Annotated in this window: 17 protein-coding genes and 2 pseudogenes; 4 read left to right on the top strand and 15 right to left on the bottom strand. The window is 70.6% G+C overall.

Translation table 11 applies throughout. The features are described 5' to 3' along the window. Window positions 1-6 precede the first annotated feature (6 nt). Window positions 7-960, bottom strand: a complete 954-nt coding sequence (locus tag JGS39_RS11590) for a LysR family transcriptional regulator (RefSeq protein WP_219568757.1) — start codon at window positions 958-960, stop codon at window positions 7-9. A 62-nt stretch (window positions 961-1022) separates the two neighbouring features. Here JGS39_RS11590 and JGS39_RS11585 point away from each other — a divergent pair, with 62 nt between their 5' ends. From JGS39_RS11585 to JGS39_RS11575, 3 genes are all read left to right on the top strand, one after another. Further along, entirely contained in the window at window positions 1023-2330 is a 1308-nt protein-coding gene (locus JGS39_RS11585) for an MFS transporter (RefSeq protein ID WP_219568756.1), read from the top strand. Between the two features lie 85 nt (window positions 2331-2415). Next, on the top strand, window positions 2416-3141 hold the full coding sequence (locus tag JGS39_RS11580) for a L,D-transpeptidase family protein (RefSeq protein WP_219568754.1): 726 nt from the start codon (window positions 2416-2418) through the stop codon (window positions 3139-3141). A gap of 99 nt (window positions 3142-3240) precedes the next feature. Next, window positions 3241-4239 (top strand): sigma-70 family RNA polymerase sigma factor, encoded by a 999-nt coding sequence (locus tag JGS39_RS11575; RefSeq protein WP_219568753.1) that lies wholly within the window; start codon window positions 3241-3243, stop codon window positions 4237-4239. A gap of 388 nt (window positions 4240-4627) precedes the next feature. Here JGS39_RS11575 and JGS39_RS11570 read toward each other — a convergent pair whose 3' ends face one another. The 10 genes from JGS39_RS11570 to JGS39_RS11525 all read right to left on the bottom strand — a co-directional run bounded on the left by JGS39_RS11570 (window position 4628) and on the right by JGS39_RS11525 (window position 14623). Then, complete coding sequence (locus tag JGS39_RS11570) at window positions 4628-4960, bottom strand: STAS domain-containing protein (protein ID WP_236063948.1); 333 nt, start codon at window positions 4958-4960, stop codon at window positions 4628-4630. Window positions 4961-5012: 52 nt separating this feature from the next. Next, window positions 5013-5603, bottom strand: a complete 591-nt coding sequence (locus JGS39_RS11565; protein WP_219568750.1) for a Uma2 family endonuclease — start codon at window positions 5601-5603, stop codon at window positions 5013-5015. Between the two features lie 98 nt (window positions 5604-5701). Continuing rightward, complete coding sequence (locus JGS39_RS11560; protein ID WP_219568783.1) at window positions 5702-6979, bottom strand: thymidine phosphorylase; 1278 nt, start codon at window positions 6977-6979, stop codon at window positions 5702-5704. Window positions 6980-7100: 121 nt separating this feature from the next. Then, window positions 7101-7490 (bottom strand): cytidine deaminase, encoded by a 390-nt coding sequence (locus JGS39_RS11555; RefSeq protein WP_219568781.1) that lies wholly within the window; start codon window positions 7488-7490, stop codon window positions 7101-7103. Between the two features lie 11 nt (window positions 7491-7501). Beyond that, a complete protein-coding gene (locus tag JGS39_RS11550) occupies window positions 7502-8764 on the bottom strand; it encodes an ABC transporter permease (RefSeq protein WP_219568749.1) in 1263 nt (420 codons plus the stop codon). After that, a complete protein-coding gene (locus tag JGS39_RS11545) occupies window positions 8761-9879 on the bottom strand; it encodes an ABC transporter permease (protein ID WP_219568748.1) in 1119 nt (372 codons plus the stop codon). Before JGS39_RS11545 ends, JGS39_RS11550 begins: the two co-directional genes overlap by 4 nt. Continuing rightward, window positions 9879-11462, bottom strand: a complete 1584-nt coding sequence (locus JGS39_RS11540) for an ABC transporter ATP-binding protein (RefSeq protein WP_219568779.1) — start codon at window positions 11460-11462, stop codon at window positions 9879-9881. The genes JGS39_RS11545 and JGS39_RS11540 overlap by 1 nt, the downstream gene beginning before the upstream one ends. A gap of 309 nt (window positions 11463-11771) precedes the next feature. Beyond that, window positions 11772-12824: a BMP family lipoprotein gene (locus JGS39_RS11535; protein WP_219568747.1), complete on the bottom strand. Its 1053-nt coding sequence runs from the start codon at window positions 12822-12824 to the stop codon at window positions 11772-11774. 138 nt (window positions 12825-12962) lie between these two features. Beyond that, window positions 12963-14207 (bottom strand): amidohydrolase, encoded by a 1245-nt coding sequence (locus JGS39_RS11530; protein ID WP_219568745.1) that lies wholly within the window; start codon window positions 14205-14207, stop codon window positions 12963-12965. Between the two features lie 128 nt (window positions 14208-14335). Then, window positions 14336-14623, bottom strand: coding sequence for a hypothetical protein (locus JGS39_RS11525; protein WP_219568744.1), 288 nt, complete (start codon window positions 14621-14623; stop codon window positions 14336-14338). Between JGS39_RS11525 and JGS39_RS40750 the strand changes: the two genes are divergently transcribed. Then, on the top strand, window positions 14537-14737 hold the full coding sequence (locus JGS39_RS40750) for a type II toxin-antitoxin system VapC family toxin (protein WP_372456143.1): 201 nt from the start codon (window positions 14537-14539) through the stop codon (window positions 14735-14737). The two genes, JGS39_RS11525 and JGS39_RS40750, sit on opposite strands and share 87 nt — an antisense overlap. Before the next feature lie 24 nt (window positions 14738-14761). Here JGS39_RS40750 and JGS39_RS11520 read toward each other — a convergent pair whose 3' ends face one another. From JGS39_RS11520 to JGS39_RS11505, 4 genes and pseudogenes are all read right to left on the bottom strand, one after another. Next, on the bottom strand, window positions 14762-15820 hold the full coding sequence (locus tag JGS39_RS11520) for a hypothetical protein (protein ID WP_219568743.1): 1059 nt from the start codon (window positions 15818-15820) through the stop codon (window positions 14762-14764). An 11-nt stretch (window positions 15821-15831) separates the two neighbouring features. Beyond that, window positions 15832-16767: an N-acetylneuraminate synthase family protein gene (locus JGS39_RS11515; RefSeq protein ID WP_219568742.1), complete on the bottom strand. Its 936-nt coding sequence runs from the start codon at window positions 16765-16767 to the stop codon at window positions 15832-15834. An 11-nt stretch (window positions 16768-16778) separates the two neighbouring features. After that, window positions 16779-17919: pseudogene (locus JGS39_RS11510) on the bottom strand (cytidylyltransferase domain-containing protein). A 32-nt stretch (window positions 17920-17951) separates the two neighbouring features. Next, window positions 17952-18133: pseudogene (locus tag JGS39_RS11505) on the bottom strand (DUF6716 putative glycosyltransferase); the annotation flags it as partial.

The raw sequence follows: 18133 nt of genomic DNA, 5'->3' as shown, positions 1-18133 counted from the left end.
GCCCTCTCAGTCCGGCAGCAGGTTCCCCCGTCGCGACAGCAGGAACTTCTTGAAGGCCGCGACCGGCGGGGTGTCCGGGTGCCCGTCCAGCCAGGCCACACCGATCTCCCGAGCAGCCCGCGGTGCCGTCACCGTCAGTTCCACGACCCCCGGGCGGGCCACCGCCGGAGGCGGGAGCAGCGCCACGCCCAGGCCGGCCGCGACCAGGCCGCGCAGGGTCTCCGCCTCCTCGCCCTCGAACGCGACGCGCGGGACGAAGCCGGCCTCCGTGCAGAGGTCGTCCGTGATGCGGCGCAGGCCGTAGCCGGGTTCCAGGGTGACGAAGGTTTCGTCGGCGGCCTCCGCCAGGCGGATGCGGCGGCGGGTGGCCAGGCGGTGGTCCTCGGGGACGACCAGGCGCAGGCGCTGTTCGTCCAGGCGGCGGGCCACCAGGTCGGGGGCGTCCGGGACAGGTGAGGTGAGGCAGAGGTCGAGGCCGCCCGCGCGGAGGCGTTCGATCATGGCTTCGCCGTAGTTCTGGACGAGCTGGAAGCGGACCCGGGGGTGGTCGACGCGGAAGGCGCGGATCAGGGCGGGGACGGTTTCCGAGCCCATCGTGTGGAGGAAGCCGAAGGCGACCTTGCCGGCGGTGGCGTCGGCGTCGGCCCGTACCGAGTCGGCGGCCTTCTCCACCTCCGCGAGTGCCCGTTCCGCCGAGCCGAGGAAGGTGCGGCCCGCGGGGGTGAGGGAGACCGTGCGGCCCTTGCGGGCGAACAGGGCCACACCCAGGTCCTGTTCCAGGCGGACCATGGCCCGCGAGAGCGTGGACTGCGGGACGCCCAGCTCGTGCGCGGCGCGGGTCACGTGCTCGTGGCGGGCGACGGCCTCGAAGTACGCCAGGCGCGGCGCGAGGACCGCGCGGATGTCTTCTTCGTAACTGCTTGGTGACAGCCGAGGCTGTGAGCTGTGCTGATGCGCCATGGGATTGATTATCGCGTGTTTGTGCATTGGACGCATGAAAGGGGGAGGCATACGTTCGTGGCATGCCTCCTGCCAGTACCGGGGCGTCCACCCTCATCGTGGCCGCCTCGACCCAGTCGTCCCCCGCACCCGTCGCACCCAGCGCGTCCGACCGGCTCGAGCCCGGTCGCCCCGGCTACCGCCGGATGAGCTTCGCGCTCTTCGCCGCCGGTGTCGCGACCTTCGCGCTCCTCTATTCCACCCAGGCCCTGCTGCCCGCCGTCTCCGCGTCCTTCGGCGCCACGGCCGGGCAGGCGAGCTGGACGGTGTCCGCCGCGACGGGTGCGCTGGCGCTGTGTGTGCTGCCGATGAGCGCACTGTCCGAGCGGTTCGGGCGGCGGCAGATGATGACGGCCTCGCTGGTGGTCGCGGTGACCGTGGGGCTGTTCGTGCCCTTCGCGCCCTCGCTCGGCTGGCTGATCGCGCTGCGCGCGGTCCAGGGCGCGGCGCTCGCCGGTCTGCCCGCCTCCGCGATGGCGTACCTGGCGGAGGAGGTCCGGCCGAAGGCGCTCGTCGCCGCGATCGGGCTGTTCGTGGCCGGTAACAGCATCGGCGGGATGAGCGGCCGGATCCTCACCGGCTGGGTCGCCCAGGCGTGGGGCTGGCGAGCCGCTCTCGGAGCGGTCGGGCTGCTGGCCGTGGCCTGCGCCGTCGTCTTCCACTTCATGATCCCCAGGGCCCGGAACTTCACCCCCGGCTCGCTGAACCCGAAGGCCCTCGCCAAGACCGTCGGCGGGCACCTCGCCGATCCGCTGCTGCGCCGGCTGTACGCGATCGGCGCGCTGTTCATGACGGTGTTCGGCGCGGTCTACACGGTGATCGGCTACCGGCTCGTCGAGGCGCCGTTCAGCCTCCCGCAGGGTGTGGTCGGGTCGATCTTCCTCGTCTATCTGGTCGGCACGGTGTCGTCCGCGGCAGCGGGCAGGCTCGTCGCCCGGCTGGGGCGCCGGGGCGCGCTCTACCTCGCCGTCTCCACCACGGCCGCCGGTCTGCTCCTCTCGCTGGCCGACCAGCTGGCCGCCGTGCTCCTGGGCCTGGTCCTGATCACGGCGGGCTTCTTCGCCGGGCACGCGGTCGCCTCGTCCTCGGTGAGCCGCACCGCCACCACGGGCCGCGCCCAGGCGTCGGCGCTCTACCAGTCGGCGTACTACCTGGGCTCCAGCGCGGGCGGCACGCTCGGCGCGGTCGCCTTCCACGCCGGGGGCTGGGCGGGCACGGTCGCGCTGGGACTGGCCGCCGTCCTCGGGGTCGTATCGATCACGCTGTACGGGACGCGGGCGGCCCGCGCCGAGCGGATGCGGCCGGCAGCCATGGTGTCCGTACAGAACTGAGACATTCGACGCACAACCATCCACTCCCCGACGCGCGTCTAGCAGGCGGAATCACCGCACTGTGCGCGAAGGGGAGTTGGCGGTTATGGGAGTCGTGGGGAAGATACGGAACGTCAAGGGTGTACGGACGCGGCGCGGGCTCGCGCTGGCCGTCGCCGGTCTGACGGCGGTACCGGCGTTCGTGCTCGGCACCGGCGGCACGGCCGAGGCGGCGTCGTGCACGGCGTCCAGGGGGCCGTACCAGAAGCAGGTCGAGAAGTACCTGCACCTGAAGGTGGACGGCAAGCAGTCGGCGGCCGACTGCAAGGCGATCCGCTCGTTCCAGAGCAAGTACGGGGTCACGCCCACCATCGGTTACGCCGGGCCCGTCACCTGGCGCACCATGCAGACGCTCGCCGCCCAGAAGGCGGCCGGGAAGACCCCGAACAAGGCGAAGAAGTGCCCCACGAACAAGGGGCGCATCGCGTGCGTGGACCTGACCCGGCAGATCACCTGGATCCAGGACGGCAGCAAGCTGAAGTTCGGGCCGGTGCCGGTGCGGACCGGGCGGAACGGGTACGAGACCCGGACCGGCGCGAAGAAGATCTACTGGAAGCACAAGAACCACGTCTCGTCGCTCTACCACGTGGCGATGCCGTACTCGCAGTTCTTCGACGGCGGGCAGGCGTTCCACGCGGTCGGCGTGAAGATGTGGAACCCGCCGGGGTCGCACGGTTGCGTCAACATGCGCACCGCGGACGCGAAGTCATACTGGAACCTGTTGAAGAACGGCGACGACGTGTACGTGTACGGGCGCAAGCCCGGAACGTGACCGCTTCTGCTCTTCCCGCCCCCGTTGTCAGTGCCCTGCGGTAGCTTCCGAAGTGCTGAAGTGAGCGGTGTCACAGCGCAACAGGGGTGAGCGAAAGCGATGAGTGATCTGACGGCGACGACGACCGATATCGACAGTCGTCTGGAGGGACACCGGGTCGAGCTGACCGGGTACTGCTACCGGATGCTCGGCTCGGCCTTCGAGGCGGAGGACGCGGTCCAGGACACGCTGGTGCGCGCGTGGCGCAACATCGAGAAGTTCGAGGGACGTTCGTCGCTGCGGTCCTGGCTCTACCGCATCGCGACGAACGTCTGCCTCGACATGCTCAACGCGGGCAACAAACGGGCCAGGCCCGTCGATCTGTCCGGCCCGACGCCGCTCGCGCAGGCCGCGCTCAACCCGCTGCCGGAGAACACCTGGCTGGAGCCGATGCCGGACGGGCGGATCCTGCCGTCGGTCGCGGACCCGGCGGAGGCCGCCGTGGCGCGTGAGTCGGTACGGCTCGCGTTCGTCGCCGCGCTCCAGCACCTGCCGCCGAAACAGCGTGCCGTACTGATCCTGCGCGAGGTGCTGGCATGGAAGGCGGCCGAGGTCGCCGAGCTGCTGGACACCTCGGTCGCCTCGGTCAACAGCGCCCTCCAGCGGGCGCGGGCCACGCTGACCGATCACCAGGGCGATGCCGCGACCGCCGATGCGGCGGACCCGCTCGACGAGGAGCAGCGCAAGCTCCTGGAGCGGTACGTGGCGGCGTTCGAGGGCTACGACATGAAGGCCCTGACCGCGCTCCTCCACGAGGACGCCGTGATGACCATGCCGCCGTTCGACCTCTGGCTGCAGGGGCACGACGACATCGCGGGGTTCATGACGTCGATCGGCGCGTCCTGCGCGGGCTCCCGGCTGGTCGCCACGTCGGCGAACGGCACCCCGGCGTTCGCGCACTACAAGCCGAACCCGGACGGGCCCGGGTTCGTGCCGTGGGCCGTGCAGGTCATCGACATCCAGGACGGGGCGATCACGGGGATGCACTGCTTCCTGGACACCCCGCGCTGGTTCCCGCTGTTCGGGCTGCCCGATCATCTGGACGCCGATGCCGCGTGAGGCCCCGGCTGGTCCGGGGGCTGGTCGCGGGGCGGGGGTTCACGCAGTGGGTCGGTGAGCCGGCGGCGACGCCGGGACCGGCCCGCGTCGTGCCGCCCGCCTCCGGCGCGGAGCCGGGGCCGCAGCCGGAGTCCGACTGCGCGGCGGCGGCCGCGCGGGGCGCGGAGCAGTCGCCGGGGCCGGGCGCGTCCTCGACTCCGGCGCCGGGTGCCTCATCGACCCCGACACAGCGTCCGGTACCGGTCCCGGACCCGTCGGAGCCATGGGCCTCCGGCCCGCCGGCGAAACGTGCGCCTGCGGGGCCGGACGGGCAGGCCCGTCTCAGCCAGGTGGTCTGCGACCGCGCGGTGTACGAAAGTCCCTGACGCGCCGCAGCGCCCCCGCCTCGTCAGGAGCCGGCCGCCCGGCCCGCCTCCGCTGCCGCCCCGTCGTCCAGTCCCACCACGTCGGCCAGGCCCACGAGGTCCAGCAGGCTTCGGAGCTCCGGCGGCACATGGAGCAGCCGCAGCCGTCTGCCGCCGGCCCGGCGCGCGACCACCGACAGGCGGGCGACCGCCTCCACGGAGGCCAGGTCCGGCTCGGTGATGCCGCCCACGTCGCAGTCCACCACGACGGCGTCCGAAGCGGCCAGTATCGCCTCCAGTTCGGCACAGAGGCGCGGCACACCGGCCCGGGTGACGTGTCCGGAGAGGACGAGAACAGCCGGTGACAGGGGATTCATACCTAGGAGACCGGCTGCGCCCCCAAAACTCATCGCGGCGCCGCGGTGCTTCTCAACTGACGGGGAAAGCCCCGGTGTCCAGGTCGAGTCCGAAAGGTTCCGGAAGCGTCAGTTTCCCGCCGTACTCGACCGTGTCGAGCACCCGGTAGGTGCCGTCTCCGGGTTCCCCGTACAGCGTGGCGGTGGGGCGGCCGGAGTGCCAGGGGTCGAGGAGGAGGAAGAGCTCGACGCCGGCCTTCGAGTATCCGTGCACCTTGCCGATGCGGTCGTGGTTGGCATTGGCCTGCGAGGTGATCTCGACGACGAGCCGTGCTTCCTCGGCGGGGATGCGGTTGCCCGGTCCGGTGGCAATGTCGCGCGGTACGACGACGAGATCGGGGATGTAGAGCCCCGCCCGGCCGGGGACCGAGACTCCGAGGGTCTGGTAGATCCCCCAGTCCTCCGGAATGACGGTGTAGAGCCTGCGCTGCAGCAGTTCCGCGGTGGTGTTGTGGTCCTTGGACGGCGGTGGCGACACAGTGACGATCCCCTCGATGATCTCCACCTTGCAGCCCTCGGGCGCGTCCGTCTCCTCCCAGATCCGGACGAGGTCGTCCCAGTCCTGGCCGTGGCCGGGGGCGGGATCGACTGTGAGTGCGCTCATGGCGGTCTCCTCTTATCGGTGCGTCACCGAGTCCAGCATGCCGAACGGGACCGGCGGCAGTCCACCGGTCCCGTTCACCCGTACGAGGAAACCGCAGGTCAGGCGATACGTTCCCGCACCACCGGGGTGGCGGCGAACGGCGTGCCCACCGGGGCGATGTCGTACGAGTCCGGCAGCGCCTTCAGCGCGTAGTCGAACTTCTCCGGGGTGTCCGTGTGCAGCGTCAGCAGCGGCTGGCCGGCCGTCACCTCGTCGCCCGGCTTGGCATGCAGTTCGATGCCGGCGCCGGCCTGGACCGGGTCCTCCTTGCGGGCGCGGCCCGCGCCGAGGCGCCAGGCGGCGACGCCGATGTCGTAGGCGTCCAGGCGGGTCAGGATGCCGGAGGACATGGCCCTGACGACGTGCTGCTCGCGGGCGACGGGGAGCGTGGCGTCCGGGTCACCGCCCTGCGCGGAGATCATCCGGCGCCAGACGTCCATCGCGGAGCCGTCCGCGAGGGCCTTCTCCGGGTCGGCGTCCTTGAGTCCGGCCGCGTCCAGCATCTCGCGGGCGAGGGCCAGGGTGAGGTCGATGACGTCCTGCGGGCCGCCGCCGGCCAGGACGTCCACCGATTCGCGGACCTCCAGGGCGTTGCCCGCGGTGAGGCCGAGGGGGGTGGACATGTCGGTGAGCAGGGCGACCGTGCGTACTCCGCTGTCGGTGCCCAGCGCGACCATGGTGGAGGCCAGTTCGCGGGCGTCCTCGATGGTCTTCATGAAGGCGCCGGAGCCGACCTTGACGTCCAGGACGAGTGCGCCGGTGCCTTCGGCGATCTTCTTGGACATGATCGAGCTGGCGATGAGCGGGATGGCCTCGACGGTGCCGGTGACGTCGCGGAGCGCGTACAGCTTCTTGTCGGCGGGGGCCAGGCCGTCACCGGCCGCACAGATGACGGCGCCTGTGGTGTCGAGGACGTTCAGCATCTCGGCGTTCGAGAGGTGGGCGCGCCAGCCGGGGATGGACTCCAGCTTGTCGAGCGTGCCGCCGGTGTGGCCGAGTCCGCGGCCGCTGAGCTGCGGTACGGCGGCGCCGCAGGCGGCGACCAGCGGGGCGAGCGGCAGGGTGATCTTGTCGCCGACGCCGCCGGTGGAGTGCTTGTCGGTGGTGGGGCGGGAGAGCGCGTCGAAGTTCATCCGCTCGCCGGAGGCGATCATGGCGGCGGTCCAGCGGGCGATCTCCGTGCGGTTCATGCCGTTCAGGAGGATCGCCATGGCCAGTGCGGACATCTGCTCGTCGGCGACCTCGCCGCGGGTGTACGCGTCGATGACCCAGTCGATCTGCTCGGGGGTCAGCTCGCCTCGGTCCCGCTTGGTGCGGATGACGGAGATGGCGTCCATGGTCTGGAGTCCTTCCGGCCGGTACGTGTGCGTACGCATGAGTCCCGTTGACTCTACGCGCATAGAGGAGGAGAGAGACGCCGGACGGGCCCGCACGTGGCGGGCCCGTCCGGCGGGTTCGCTAGCCGAGGTGCGCGGGCCCGAACGCCTGCGGCAGCATCTCGTCGAGCGTGCGGAGGCCGTCCGGGGTCTCCAGGACGAGTTCCGGTCCGCCGAACTCGTACAGCAGCTGGCGGCACCTGCCGCACGGCACCAGGATCTCGCCCGAGCCGTCCACGCAGGTGAAGTGGGTCAGCCGGCCGCCGCCAGTGGCGTGCAGCTGGGAGACCAGTCCGCACTCGGCGCACAGCCCGATGCCGTACGAGGCGTTCTCGACGTTGCAGCCGACGACGGTGCGTCCGTCGTCGACCAGGGCGGCCGCGCCGACCGGGTAGCCCGAGTACGGGGCGTACGCCCGGGACATGGCGTCCCGGGCGGCCGTACGCAGCGCCTCCCAGCCGGCCGGGGCCATGACGCCCGCGGTCACTTGCCCTCGCCCTTGCGGTACGGCACGCCGTCCGCCTTGGGCATCCGCAGCCGCTGGGACGACAGGGCCAGCACGAGCAGCGTGGTGACGTACGGGGCGGCGTCGACGAACTGGCTCGGGACCTGGTCGGTCAGCGCGTACCAGGTGAACAGGAGCGCGGAGCAGGCGGCCGAGACCACCGCGGCCACGTACTTCTTCCGGTACAGCTGCCAGAAGGCGGCGATCACCAGCAGGATCGCCAGGAGCAGCAGCATCGCGTGCACGTTCTCCGCGCCGCCACGCAGCTTGAGGCTGTCGGTGAAGCCGAAGAGTCCGGCGCCCAGGGCCATGCCGCCCGGCATCCAGTTACCGAAGATCATCGCGGCGAGACCGATGTATCCGCGCCCGCCGGTCTGGCCCTCCTGGTAGATGCTGGTCGCGACGATGGAGAGGAAGGCACCGCCGAGACCGGCCAGTCCGCCGGAGATGACGACGGCGATGTACTTGTACTTGTAGACGTTCACGCCGAGGGTCTCGGCGGCCACCGGGCTCTCGCCGCAGGAGCGCAGCCGCAGGCCGAACGCCGTGCGCCACAGCACCCACCAGGTGACGGGGATCAGCAGCAGGGCGACGACGGTCAGCAGGGACAGTCCGGTCACGAGCCCGCCGATGATGCCGGCGAGGTCGGAGACGAAGAACCAGTGGTGTTGCTGGAGGTCCTGCAACCAGTCGGAGAGTCCTGGGATCGTGATCTTGTCGATCTCATCCAGGCGCGGGGACTGCTTGGAGGAGCCGCCGGGCTCGTCGGCGAAGGTGAAGTTCGAGAGGTAGCGGGTGACTCCGACGGCGAGGATGTTGATCGCCACACCGGAGACGATGTGGTTCACGCCGAAGGTGACCGTCATGACCGCGTGGAGCAGACCGCCGAGTGCGCCGCCGATGATGCCGAACAGGACACCCACCCACGGGCCCCACTGGAATCCGGCCCAGGCACCGAACCAGGTGCCGAGGATCATCATGCCCTCGAGCCCGATGTTGACGACGCCGGCCCGCTCGGCCCACAGACCGCCGAGGCCGGCGAGGCCGATGGGAACGGCCAGTTCGAGGGCGCCCGCGACCTGGCCCACGGAGGTGATGTCGTTCGCGCCGCTGATCAGCCGGACCAGCGAGACGAGGGCGAGGGCGCCGGCGATGATCAGCAGGACGACGGGCAGGGAGAGCTTGCGGCCGCCGCCCTTCTTGGGGGCGACGCGTGCGGCGGAGACTTTGCTGGTGCTCACAGGGCCGCCTCCTTCTCGGTCGTGAGGGCGTGGCCGGCGGCGAGCTCTTCGCCGACCTTCTGCTGCTGACGGCGGGTCCCGTAACGGCGGACCAGTTCGTAGCTGATGACGACGGAGATCACGATCAGGCCCTGCATGATCGTGGCGATCTCCTTCTCGAACCCGAACTGGTCGAGCGGGGAGGACGCCTTGTCCAGGAACGCGATCAGCAGGGAGCTGAGCGCGATGCCCACGGGGTGGTTCCGGCCGAGCAGGGCGATCGTGATGCCGGTGAAGCCGATGCCGACCGGGAAGTCGAGGCTGTACGTGTGGGTGTCGCCGAGCAGCGTCGGCATGCCCGCCAGACCGGCGACCGCGCCGGAGATCAGCATGGAGGTGAGGATCATCTTCTTGGCGTCCACGCCGGAGGCCTGGGCGGCGCTCTCGCTTGCGCCGGTGGCCCGCAGGTCGAAGCCGAAGCGGGTGCGGTTGAGGACGAACCAGTACACGAGGCCGCAGCCGGCGGCGACGAACGTGAAGCCGTAGATCTCTCCGGACTCGGGGCCCAGGGACAGCCCCGGGAACCAGCCGGACTCGGCGATGTCGCCCGTCGTGAGGTTGTTGGATCCGGCTGCCTGGTCACCGAAGTTCTTCGGCAGGATCAGCCAGGCGATCAGCGATGTCGCGATGGAGTTGAGCATGATCGTCGAGACGACCTCACTCACTCCCCGGGTCGTCTTGAGGATGCCCGCGATGCCTGCCCAGAACGCGCCCACCAGCATCGCCACGATGACGATCAGGGCGATCTGGAACGGTCCCGGAAGGTCGACGCTCGCGCCGACGAGGGCGGCCATCATCGCCGCGAGGCGGTACTGGCCGTCGACGCCGATGTTGAAGAGGTTCATCCGGAAGCCGACCGCGACCGCGAGAGCGGCGAGGTAGTACGTACCGGCCTGGTTGATGATCAGTACCTGTACGTCGGAGTACGACGCCTGCTCGAACAGCAGCCGGTACAGCTCGAAGGGGTCGCGGTTCGACACGAGCAGCACCAGGGTGCTGAGCGCGAAGGCGACGACCAGGGCGAGTGCCGGCCCGGCGAAGCCGAGGATCAGCCGGTCCTTGTCGAGTTTCTTCATCAGGCCTCGTCCTCCGGTGCTGCTTCGAGGTGACCTGCGGCGGCACCGGTCATGGCCGAGCCCAGTTCCTCGGGGGTGATGGTGGCGGGGTCGGCGTCCGCGACGAGCTGTCCGCGGTACATGACGCGCAGGGTGTCGGAGAGCCCGATGAGCTCGTCCAGGTCCGCCGAGATGAGCAGGACGGCGAGTCCTTCGCGGCGGGCGTCGCGGATCTGGTCCCAGATCTGCGCCTGTGCGCCGACGTCCACGCCGCGGGTGGGGTGGGCGGCGATCAGGAGCTTCGGCGCGTGGCTCATCTCGCGGCCGACGATCAGCTTCTGCTGGTTGCCGCCGGAGAGGGAGGCTGCCGTGACCTCGATGCCGGGGGTGCGGACGTCGTACTCGCGCACGATCCGCACGGTGTCGTGGCGGGCCGCCTTCGGGTCGAGCAGGAAGCCGCGGCTGTTGGGCTTCTCGGTGACGTGGCCGAGGATGCGGTTCTCCCAGAGCGGGGCGTCCAGCAGGACTCCGTGCCGGTGCCGGTCCTCGGGGATGTAGCCGATGCCGCTCTCGCGCCGCTTGCGGGTGGGCACGCGGGAGATGTCCTGGTCGCCCAGGGTGATCACTCCGCTGTCCGCGGACTTCATCCCGATGAGCGCGTCGATCAGCTCGGTCTGCCCGTTGCCCTCGACGCCCGCGATGCCGAGGATCTCGCCCTTGTGGATGGTGAAGCCGACGTCGGAGAGGACGTCGCGGACGACGCCGTCCGGGTCCGTCATGCTGAGGGAGAGACCCTCGACGCGGAGCATCGGCTCATCCGTCACCGTGGACTCACGGGTCTCGGGCGACGGCAGTTCGCTGCCGACCATGAGCTCGGCGAGCTGCTTGGTCGTGGTGTGGGCCGGGTCGGCGGTGCCCACCGTCGTACCGCGCCGGATCACCGTGATGTCATCGGCGACCGAGAGGACCTCGCCGAGCTTGTGCGAGATGAAGATGACGGTGAGGCCCTCGGCCTTGAGCTCGCGAAGGTTGGCGAAGAGCGCGTCCACCTCCTGCGGGACGAGGACCGCGGTCGGCTCGTCCAGGATGAGGATGCGGGCGCCGCGGTAGAGAACCTTGAGGATCTCCACACGCTGCCGGTCGGCGACTCCGAGGTTCTCGACGAGCGCGTCGGGCCGGACACCCAGGCCGTACGCGTCGGAGATCTCCTCGATCTTCTTCCGTGCGGCGGAGCCGATGCCGTGCAGCTTCTCGCCGCCGAGGACGACGTTCTCCAGGACGGTGAAGTTGTCGGCGAGCATGAAGTGCTGGTGCACCATGCCGATGCCGCGCGCGATGGCGTCACCCGGGTTGCCGAACGAGACCTGCTCGCCGTCCACCGCGATGGTGCCCTCGTCCGGCTTCTGCATGCCGTAGAGGATCTTCATCAGGGTGGACTTGCCGGCACCGTTCTCGCCGACGAGGGCGTGGACCGTGCCCTTGCGGACGGTGATGCCGATGTCGTGGTTGGCGACGACGCCGGGGAAACGCTTGGTGATGCCGTGCAGTTCTACGGCGGGGGGACTGCTGGACGCGTTGATGACGCACTCTCCTTGGCCGGACAGGAGCGGGAGGCGGAGGGACAGAGGATGACTGACTGTTCCACGTGGATCCGCGGGCGGGTCGCCCACGCGGGATGGTCGGACAGCCCCTGGGGGGCGGGGTGAAGTTATCGCGCCTGAGGGCTGTCTACACGCGTAGCGTTGCCGAATCGTCAAACGCATGCGCGCGGCAGGGCCTGAACCCGGGGTCCGAGGCCTGTCCGAGAGTGCACTGCAACGGGCGGAACCACTTCGAGGAGTACCCCGTGGGCCCGGAGCAGCGATGCTGCGCGCTCCGGGCCCACGGGGATCCAGCCGTACGACCGGGGGTCGTTACGGGGTGGTCTTGACGGTGATGGTGCCGTCGATGATTTCCTTCTTGGCCTTGTCCACGGCGGCGATGACCTCGGTCATCGCGGTGAACTTCGGGTTCGACATGGCCAGGCCGACGCCGTCCTTGTCGAGGCCGTAGCGGATCTCACCGGTCTGCGGCTTGCCGTCCACCACGGACTTGATCAGGTTGAAGACCGAGTCCTCGACGTCCTTCGTGACCGAGGTCAGGATGGACTCCTTGTAGGCGGCGAGGCCCTTCTGGTTGTACTGGTCGGAGTCGACGCCGATGTTCCACTTGCCCGCCTTGGAGACGGCCTCGATCGCACCGGAACCGGCCAGACCGGCCGCCGAGTAGACGACGTCGGCGCCCTTGTCGAGCTGGCCCTGGGCCGCGGCCTTGCCGAGGTCCGGCTTGGAGAAGCCGTCGAAGTTCGGGGGCTGCGTCAGGTACTGGGGGATCACCTTGACGGCGGAGTTGGTGTCCTTGACGCCCTGGGTGAAGCCGGCCTCGAACTTCTTGATCAGCGGGGTCTCGACACCACCGATGAAGCCGACCGTCTTGGTCTTGGTGACCTTGGCGGCGGCGACACCCGCGAGGTAGGAGCCCTGCTCCTCGTTGAAGACGATGTTGGCGATGTTGGGGCCGGTCACCGAGGCGTCGTCGATGATGCCGAAGGTGATCTTCGGGAACTTCGGCGCGACCTTCTTGATGGCGGGCGCGTACGCGAAGCCGACACCGATGACCGGGTTGTTCCCGGCACGGGCCAGGGACGTGAGGCGCTGGACCTTGTCCGCGTCCGACTCACCGTCGGAGGGCTCGGCCTCGGTGCCCTTGACCCCGAGTTCCTTCTCGGCCTTGGCCAGACCCGCGTACGCGGCGTCGTTGAACGACTGGTCGCCGCGGCCGCCGATGTCGTACGCGAGGGCGGTCTTCTTGTCCTTCGAGTCCGAGCTGCTGCTCGACGAGGAGGACGAGTCGCCACACGCTGTAACGCTGAGTGCGAGTGCCGCGGACATGACGCCCACAGCGGCAATCCTAGTGATCCGGCGCAAGGGAAGGCTCCTTCAAACCTGACCGAAGCGCCTCTTCCGGCGCTGGTTTCGCCGCGATCGTAACGCGCGTAGATGTCAGATAATGACCTGTACGGCAGCCGTTATCGGATCGTCGTGAACCAGGGGCGACCTGTCCGGTTACGGATGGTTGCCGTGGAGCAGAGCCGAAGCGGTAAAGAGCTCCACCCCTACGGTGATCGCCTCCTCGTCCGCGTCGAAGTTGCCCCGGTGCAGGTCGAGCCCGCGCGTGTCGCCGGGCGTACGCACTCCGAGGCGCGCCATCGCTCCCGGGACGTGTTCCAGGTACCAGGAGAAGTCCTCCCCGCCCAGGCTCTGTTCGGTGTCCTCGATCGCATACGAACCGCGGCGGGCGGTCATCGCGCCGCCGAGCAGATCGATCGCGGCCGCGTCGTTGACCACGGGCGGGACGCCCCTGATGTAGTTGATCACCGTCTTGGCCCCGTACATTCCGGCCACCTCGTCGATGGCCGCGTGCACCAGGTCCGGAGCGTCGCGCCAGGCCGCCAGGTCCAGGCAGCGAACCGTGCCGGACATCTCGGCGTGTTGCGGGATCACGTTGCACGCGTGCCCGGTCTCCAGCCGCCCCCAGGTCACGGCGAGCCCGGCCCGGGCGTCGACCCGGCGGGCCAGCAGCGCGGGCACCTCGGTGGCGACCTTGGCGGCGGCGGTGACCAGGTCCGTGGTCAGGTGCGGGCGGGCGGTGTGGCCGCCCGGGCCGTCCAGGGAGAGCTCCAGGCGGTCGCAGGCGGAGGTGATGGCCCCGACCCGCAGCCCGATCCGGCCCGCGTCGACCTTCGGGTCGCAGTGCACCCCGATGATCCGGCCGACGCCCTCCAGTACCCCCGACTCGATCGCGTCGGGCGCCCCGCCGGGCAGCACCTCCTCGGCCGGCTGGAAGATCAGCCGCACCGGGTTGGGCAGCAGCCCCTGCCGGTCGAGCTCGGCGAGCACGAGGCCGGCGCCGAGAACGGTGGTGGTGTGCACGTCATGCCCGCAGGCGTGCGCCCGGTCGGGCACGGTGGAGCGGTACGGGACGCCCGACTTGGTGTCCGGGATCGGCAGCGCGTCAATGTCGGCCCGCAGCGCCAGCATGGGCCGCGTCCCCTCGCCCCGCGTCCCGACGTCGCACATGAGGCCCGTCCCGGAGGCGAGCACCCGTGGCCGAAGGCCCGCCTGCTCCAGCCGGGCCTTGATGGCCGCGGTGGTGCGGAACTCCTGGTTGCCGAGCTCGGGGTGCATGTGCAGATCGCGGCGGAAGGCGATGAGCTCGGCGCGCAGCGCTTCGGGCAGCGTGCCGGGCAGGGCCTCTTCCGCTTCCGTGAGTGGCCGGGCTTCACGATCGCGGGGCGTCGAGTGGTTCACTGGTGAAGGGTAAGGCTCTTCCCCCTCCAACTGACCATGAAACAAGAAAAGTTCAGCCACATAGACGAATAAATGACTGGGTCACGGCGTGTGAGGCTCCGACACGGTGGGTAAGCTCCACCGTTCCGTCAGCTCCCCAGCCCCCGGCGCATCGGGTACAGCGCCAGCCCGACGCACACGGCTCCGGCCGTCAGCAGGTCCAGGCTCATGGCCATCATGACGGTCCCTGCGAGCACCAGCAGCGGGGACCGGCCCGGGACCCGGCCCCGGCGGAACAGCGCGAGCAGCGTGACGAGGGCCAGCAGCCCGACCCAGAAGGGCCGGCTGACCTGGCGGAACGGGTACGGGACAGCCAGTTCCTCTCGCTGCCCATCACCGCCGGACACGGCGTACGGGCGAGTCGGCTGCCCGGGCACCACCGGGATCCCTTCGACCGGATACTGATCGCTCAGGCCCAGACCGAGGGGATGACCATCCTGACCCGGGACAAGTGGATTCCCTCCTACGACGTGCAGGTCATGCCCGTCTGACAGTGACGGGCCTTCCCGGCCGGTTCACGCCTCCGTAGCCACCGCCGTGACCCGCCAGGGCGCCAGCCGCTGGACGTCCCGGGCCGTCTCCGTGACTCCGGCGAGGAAGCCCTGCGCCCTCGGGGACGCCGTTTCGCGGAGCCATTCCGGGGCGATGTCGCAGACCGCGACCTTCACGTCGGTGCCGACCAGGGCCAGCGGGAGGGTGTGGACCACCGTGGAGGGGAAGCTCAGGACCGTGCGGCCGATCGGGCCGCGGCGGGCGATGAGTTCCAGGGGGAGGTCGGGGCGGACGATCTCCAGGCCGGTGACCGCCTCCAGGGCGTGGAGCTTCTCGGTGGACTCGCGGCGGTGGGCGAAATAGCGGGTGGCTCCGTGCGTACGGGCCAGGGCGGCGACCGCCTCCAGGTACTGGCCGCGGTCGACCACGCCCGTCTCGACGAGCGAGGTGCCGACCAGGTCCGCGCCCTTGGTGAGCAGCGGCGGGCCGAAGCGGGAGCGGGTCCAGGAGAAGGTGTTGGGGATGAGGGTGATGCCGGGCGGCGGGATCACCGGCATGGCGGTGAAGAGCTCGACCTCGCGCGCCGCGGACGGGGTGAACCGGCGGCGGGCGGTGGCGGAGACCGGGGCCAGGGCCAGGTCGCGGGGGCCGGAGCCGCCGCGGCGGTGCCAGCGCACCAGACGCTCGCCGCGGGTCAGCAGGGCGACGAACTCCATGGTGGCGGTCCCGTCGTCGACCACGGTGAGCCGGCGGGGGCGGACCAGGGAGAGCAGGAGCTGGACGTAGCGGGAGAACGGGTCCCCGATGACGATGTGGTCGGCGTTGCGGACGAGCCGGGTCAGGGCGCGCAGCGACTTCAGGGGCGTCCCCGAGTCGCCGCGCGCCTCCTGCCAGCGCACGGTGATGCCCTCGTCGCGGGCCAGCTCCGCCATCCGGCGCAGCTGGCCGCGCGACATCGGGTCGACCGGAGGGAGGACGACGACGGTGACGTCCCGGACGACACGGCCGCCGCCTCCCTCTGTGTAGGCCCACTCCAGGACGTTCAGGAGCTGGACCGGGCTCTCGACGAAGGCGAGGTTCACCGGTCTGCCCGTCAGACCGCGACCGGCTCGGCGGCCTGGGCCGTCTCGCCGTTCTCTGCCACGACGCCCGGGACCCGGCGGAGCTTCTTCATCGGGCCGAGCTCCGACTCGTACACCTTCTTGACGCCGTCGCCGAGGGACGCCTCGATGGTGCGGATGTCGCGGACCAGGCGGGTCAGGCCCTGCGGCTCGACGGACGCGGCCTGGTCGGAGCCCCACATGGCGCGGTCGAGGGTGATGTGGCGCTCGACGAACGCGGCGCCGAGCGCGACGGCGGCGAGGGTGGTCTGCAGACCCGTCTCGTGGCCGCTGTAGCCGATCGGGACGTTGGGGTACTCCTGCTGGAGGGTGTTGATGACGCGGAGGTTCAGCTCCTCGGCCTTGGCCGGGTACGTCGACGTGGCGTGGCAGAGCAGGATGTTGTCCGAGCCGAGGACCTCGACCGCGTGGCGGATCTGGCGCGGGGTCGACATGCCCGTGGAGAGGATGACCGTGCGGCCGGTGGCGCGCAGGGAGCGCAGCAGCTCGTCGTCGGTGAGGGAGGCGGAGGCGACCTTGTGGGCGGGGACGTCGAACTTCTCCAGGAAGGCGACGGCCTCGGTGTCCCACGGGGAGGCGAACCAGTCGATGCCGCGCTCGGCGCAGTGCTCGGAGATCGCCCGGTACTCGGTCTCGCCGAACTCGACGCGGTGGCGGTAGTCGATGTACGTCATGCGGCCCCAGGGGGTGTCGCGCTCGATGTCCCACTGGTCGCGCGGGGTGCAGATCTCCGGGGTGCGCTTCTGGAACTTGACGGCGTCGCAGCCGGCTTCGGCGGCCACGTCGATCAGCTTGAGCGCGTTGTCGAGGTCACCGTTGTGGTTGATGCCGATCTCGCCGGTGACATAGACGGGGTGGCCGGGGCCGGCGGTGCGGTCGCCGAGAGTGCGCAGTCGGGAGGTGCTCATGGTGCGTTTCCTTACTTGGGGAGGGGGGTGTTGACGGAAGGAGCGGTCAGGGTGGGGCCGAGCAGCCAGGCCGCGATCTCGCGGATGGCGCCGAAGCCGCCGGGGGTGGTCGTCACGGCGCGCGCCGCGGCGCGTACCGAGTCGTGCGCGCTCGCGACGGCCACGGGCCAGCCGGCGAGTGCGAAGCAGGGGAGGTCGTTGACGTCGTTGCCGACGTACAGGACGCGTTCGGGGGCGATGGACTGCTCGTCGCACCACTGCTTGAGCGCGAGGTCCTTGCGGTCGATGCCGTGCAGGACGGGGACGCGGAGCTTGTGGGCGCGGGCGGCGACGACCGGGTTCTGTTCCGTGGAGAGGATCAGGAGGGGCAGGCCGGCCTTGCGCAGGGCGGCGATGCCGAGTCCGTCGCCCCGGTGGACGGCGACGGTCTCGCGGCCGTCCGAGTCGATGAGGACCCGGTCGTCGGTCTGGGTCCCGTCGAAGTCGAGGACGACCGCGTCGATGTCCTCGCGGGTGGGCAGCGGGGCCGGGTCCAGGAGCGGGGCCAGGGCGCGGGCACGGGCCAGGTCGTGCGGGTCGTCGATCTCCAGGACGCGGGCGGGGTCGGTGCGCACCAGAGCGGTGTGGCCGAAGAAGCGGTGGCGGTGGGTACGGAATCCGGCCGCGTCCATCGCGTAGGCGGCGCCCGTCTCGAGGAGGTCCTCGGGGCGGTCCTGGCGGCGGGGGCGGACCTTCTTGTCGTGGTTGACGCCGTAGTTGTGGTCCTCGACCGCGCTGCCGTCGCGCCACAGGAAGCCGTGGAACGGGGCGACGGTGACGGCCGAGTCGGCGCCTTCCCGGGCGACCGCGGCGGCGACGCCGTCGATGTCCTCGCGGGCGACGAAGGGGCTGGTGCACTGGACGAGCAGCACCACGTCCACGGTCTTGCCGTGCTCCGCCTCGTACGTGTCCAGGGCGTGCAGGACGGCGGCCTCGCTGGTCGCGGTGTCGCCCGCGATGGCTTCGGGGCGCTGGANGCAGGCAGGCGCGGACCGCGCGGACGACGAGCGGTACGCCGCCGACCTGGGCGAGGTTCTTGGCGGGTACGCCCTTGGATCCGCCGCGGGCGGGGATCACGGCGAGCACGGTGGGCTGCTTGGCGGGCTGCGTCATCGCTGCTCCAGGAAGGGGTTCGGTGGTGGTGTTCACAGCTCGCCCATCCGTCGGACGACCGGGGCGACCCGCTGGACGCCGTGGCGGTACGCGCCCCGGGCCGCCTCCCGGACCGCCTCGCGCACCGCTCCCCTGACCCGGCCGGTCTCCCGGGGCCCGGCTGTGCCCGGGAGCGGGTGGCCGTCGGGGGCCAGGTGGTGGCGGGCGAGGATGC

The organism is Streptomyces poriferorum (assembly GCF_019399235.1).
Classification (GTDB): domain Bacteria; phylum Actinomycetota; class Actinomycetes; order Streptomycetales; family Streptomycetaceae; genus Streptomyces; species Streptomyces poriferorum.
This window is presented reverse-complemented; position numbering and strand designations above follow the sequence as displayed.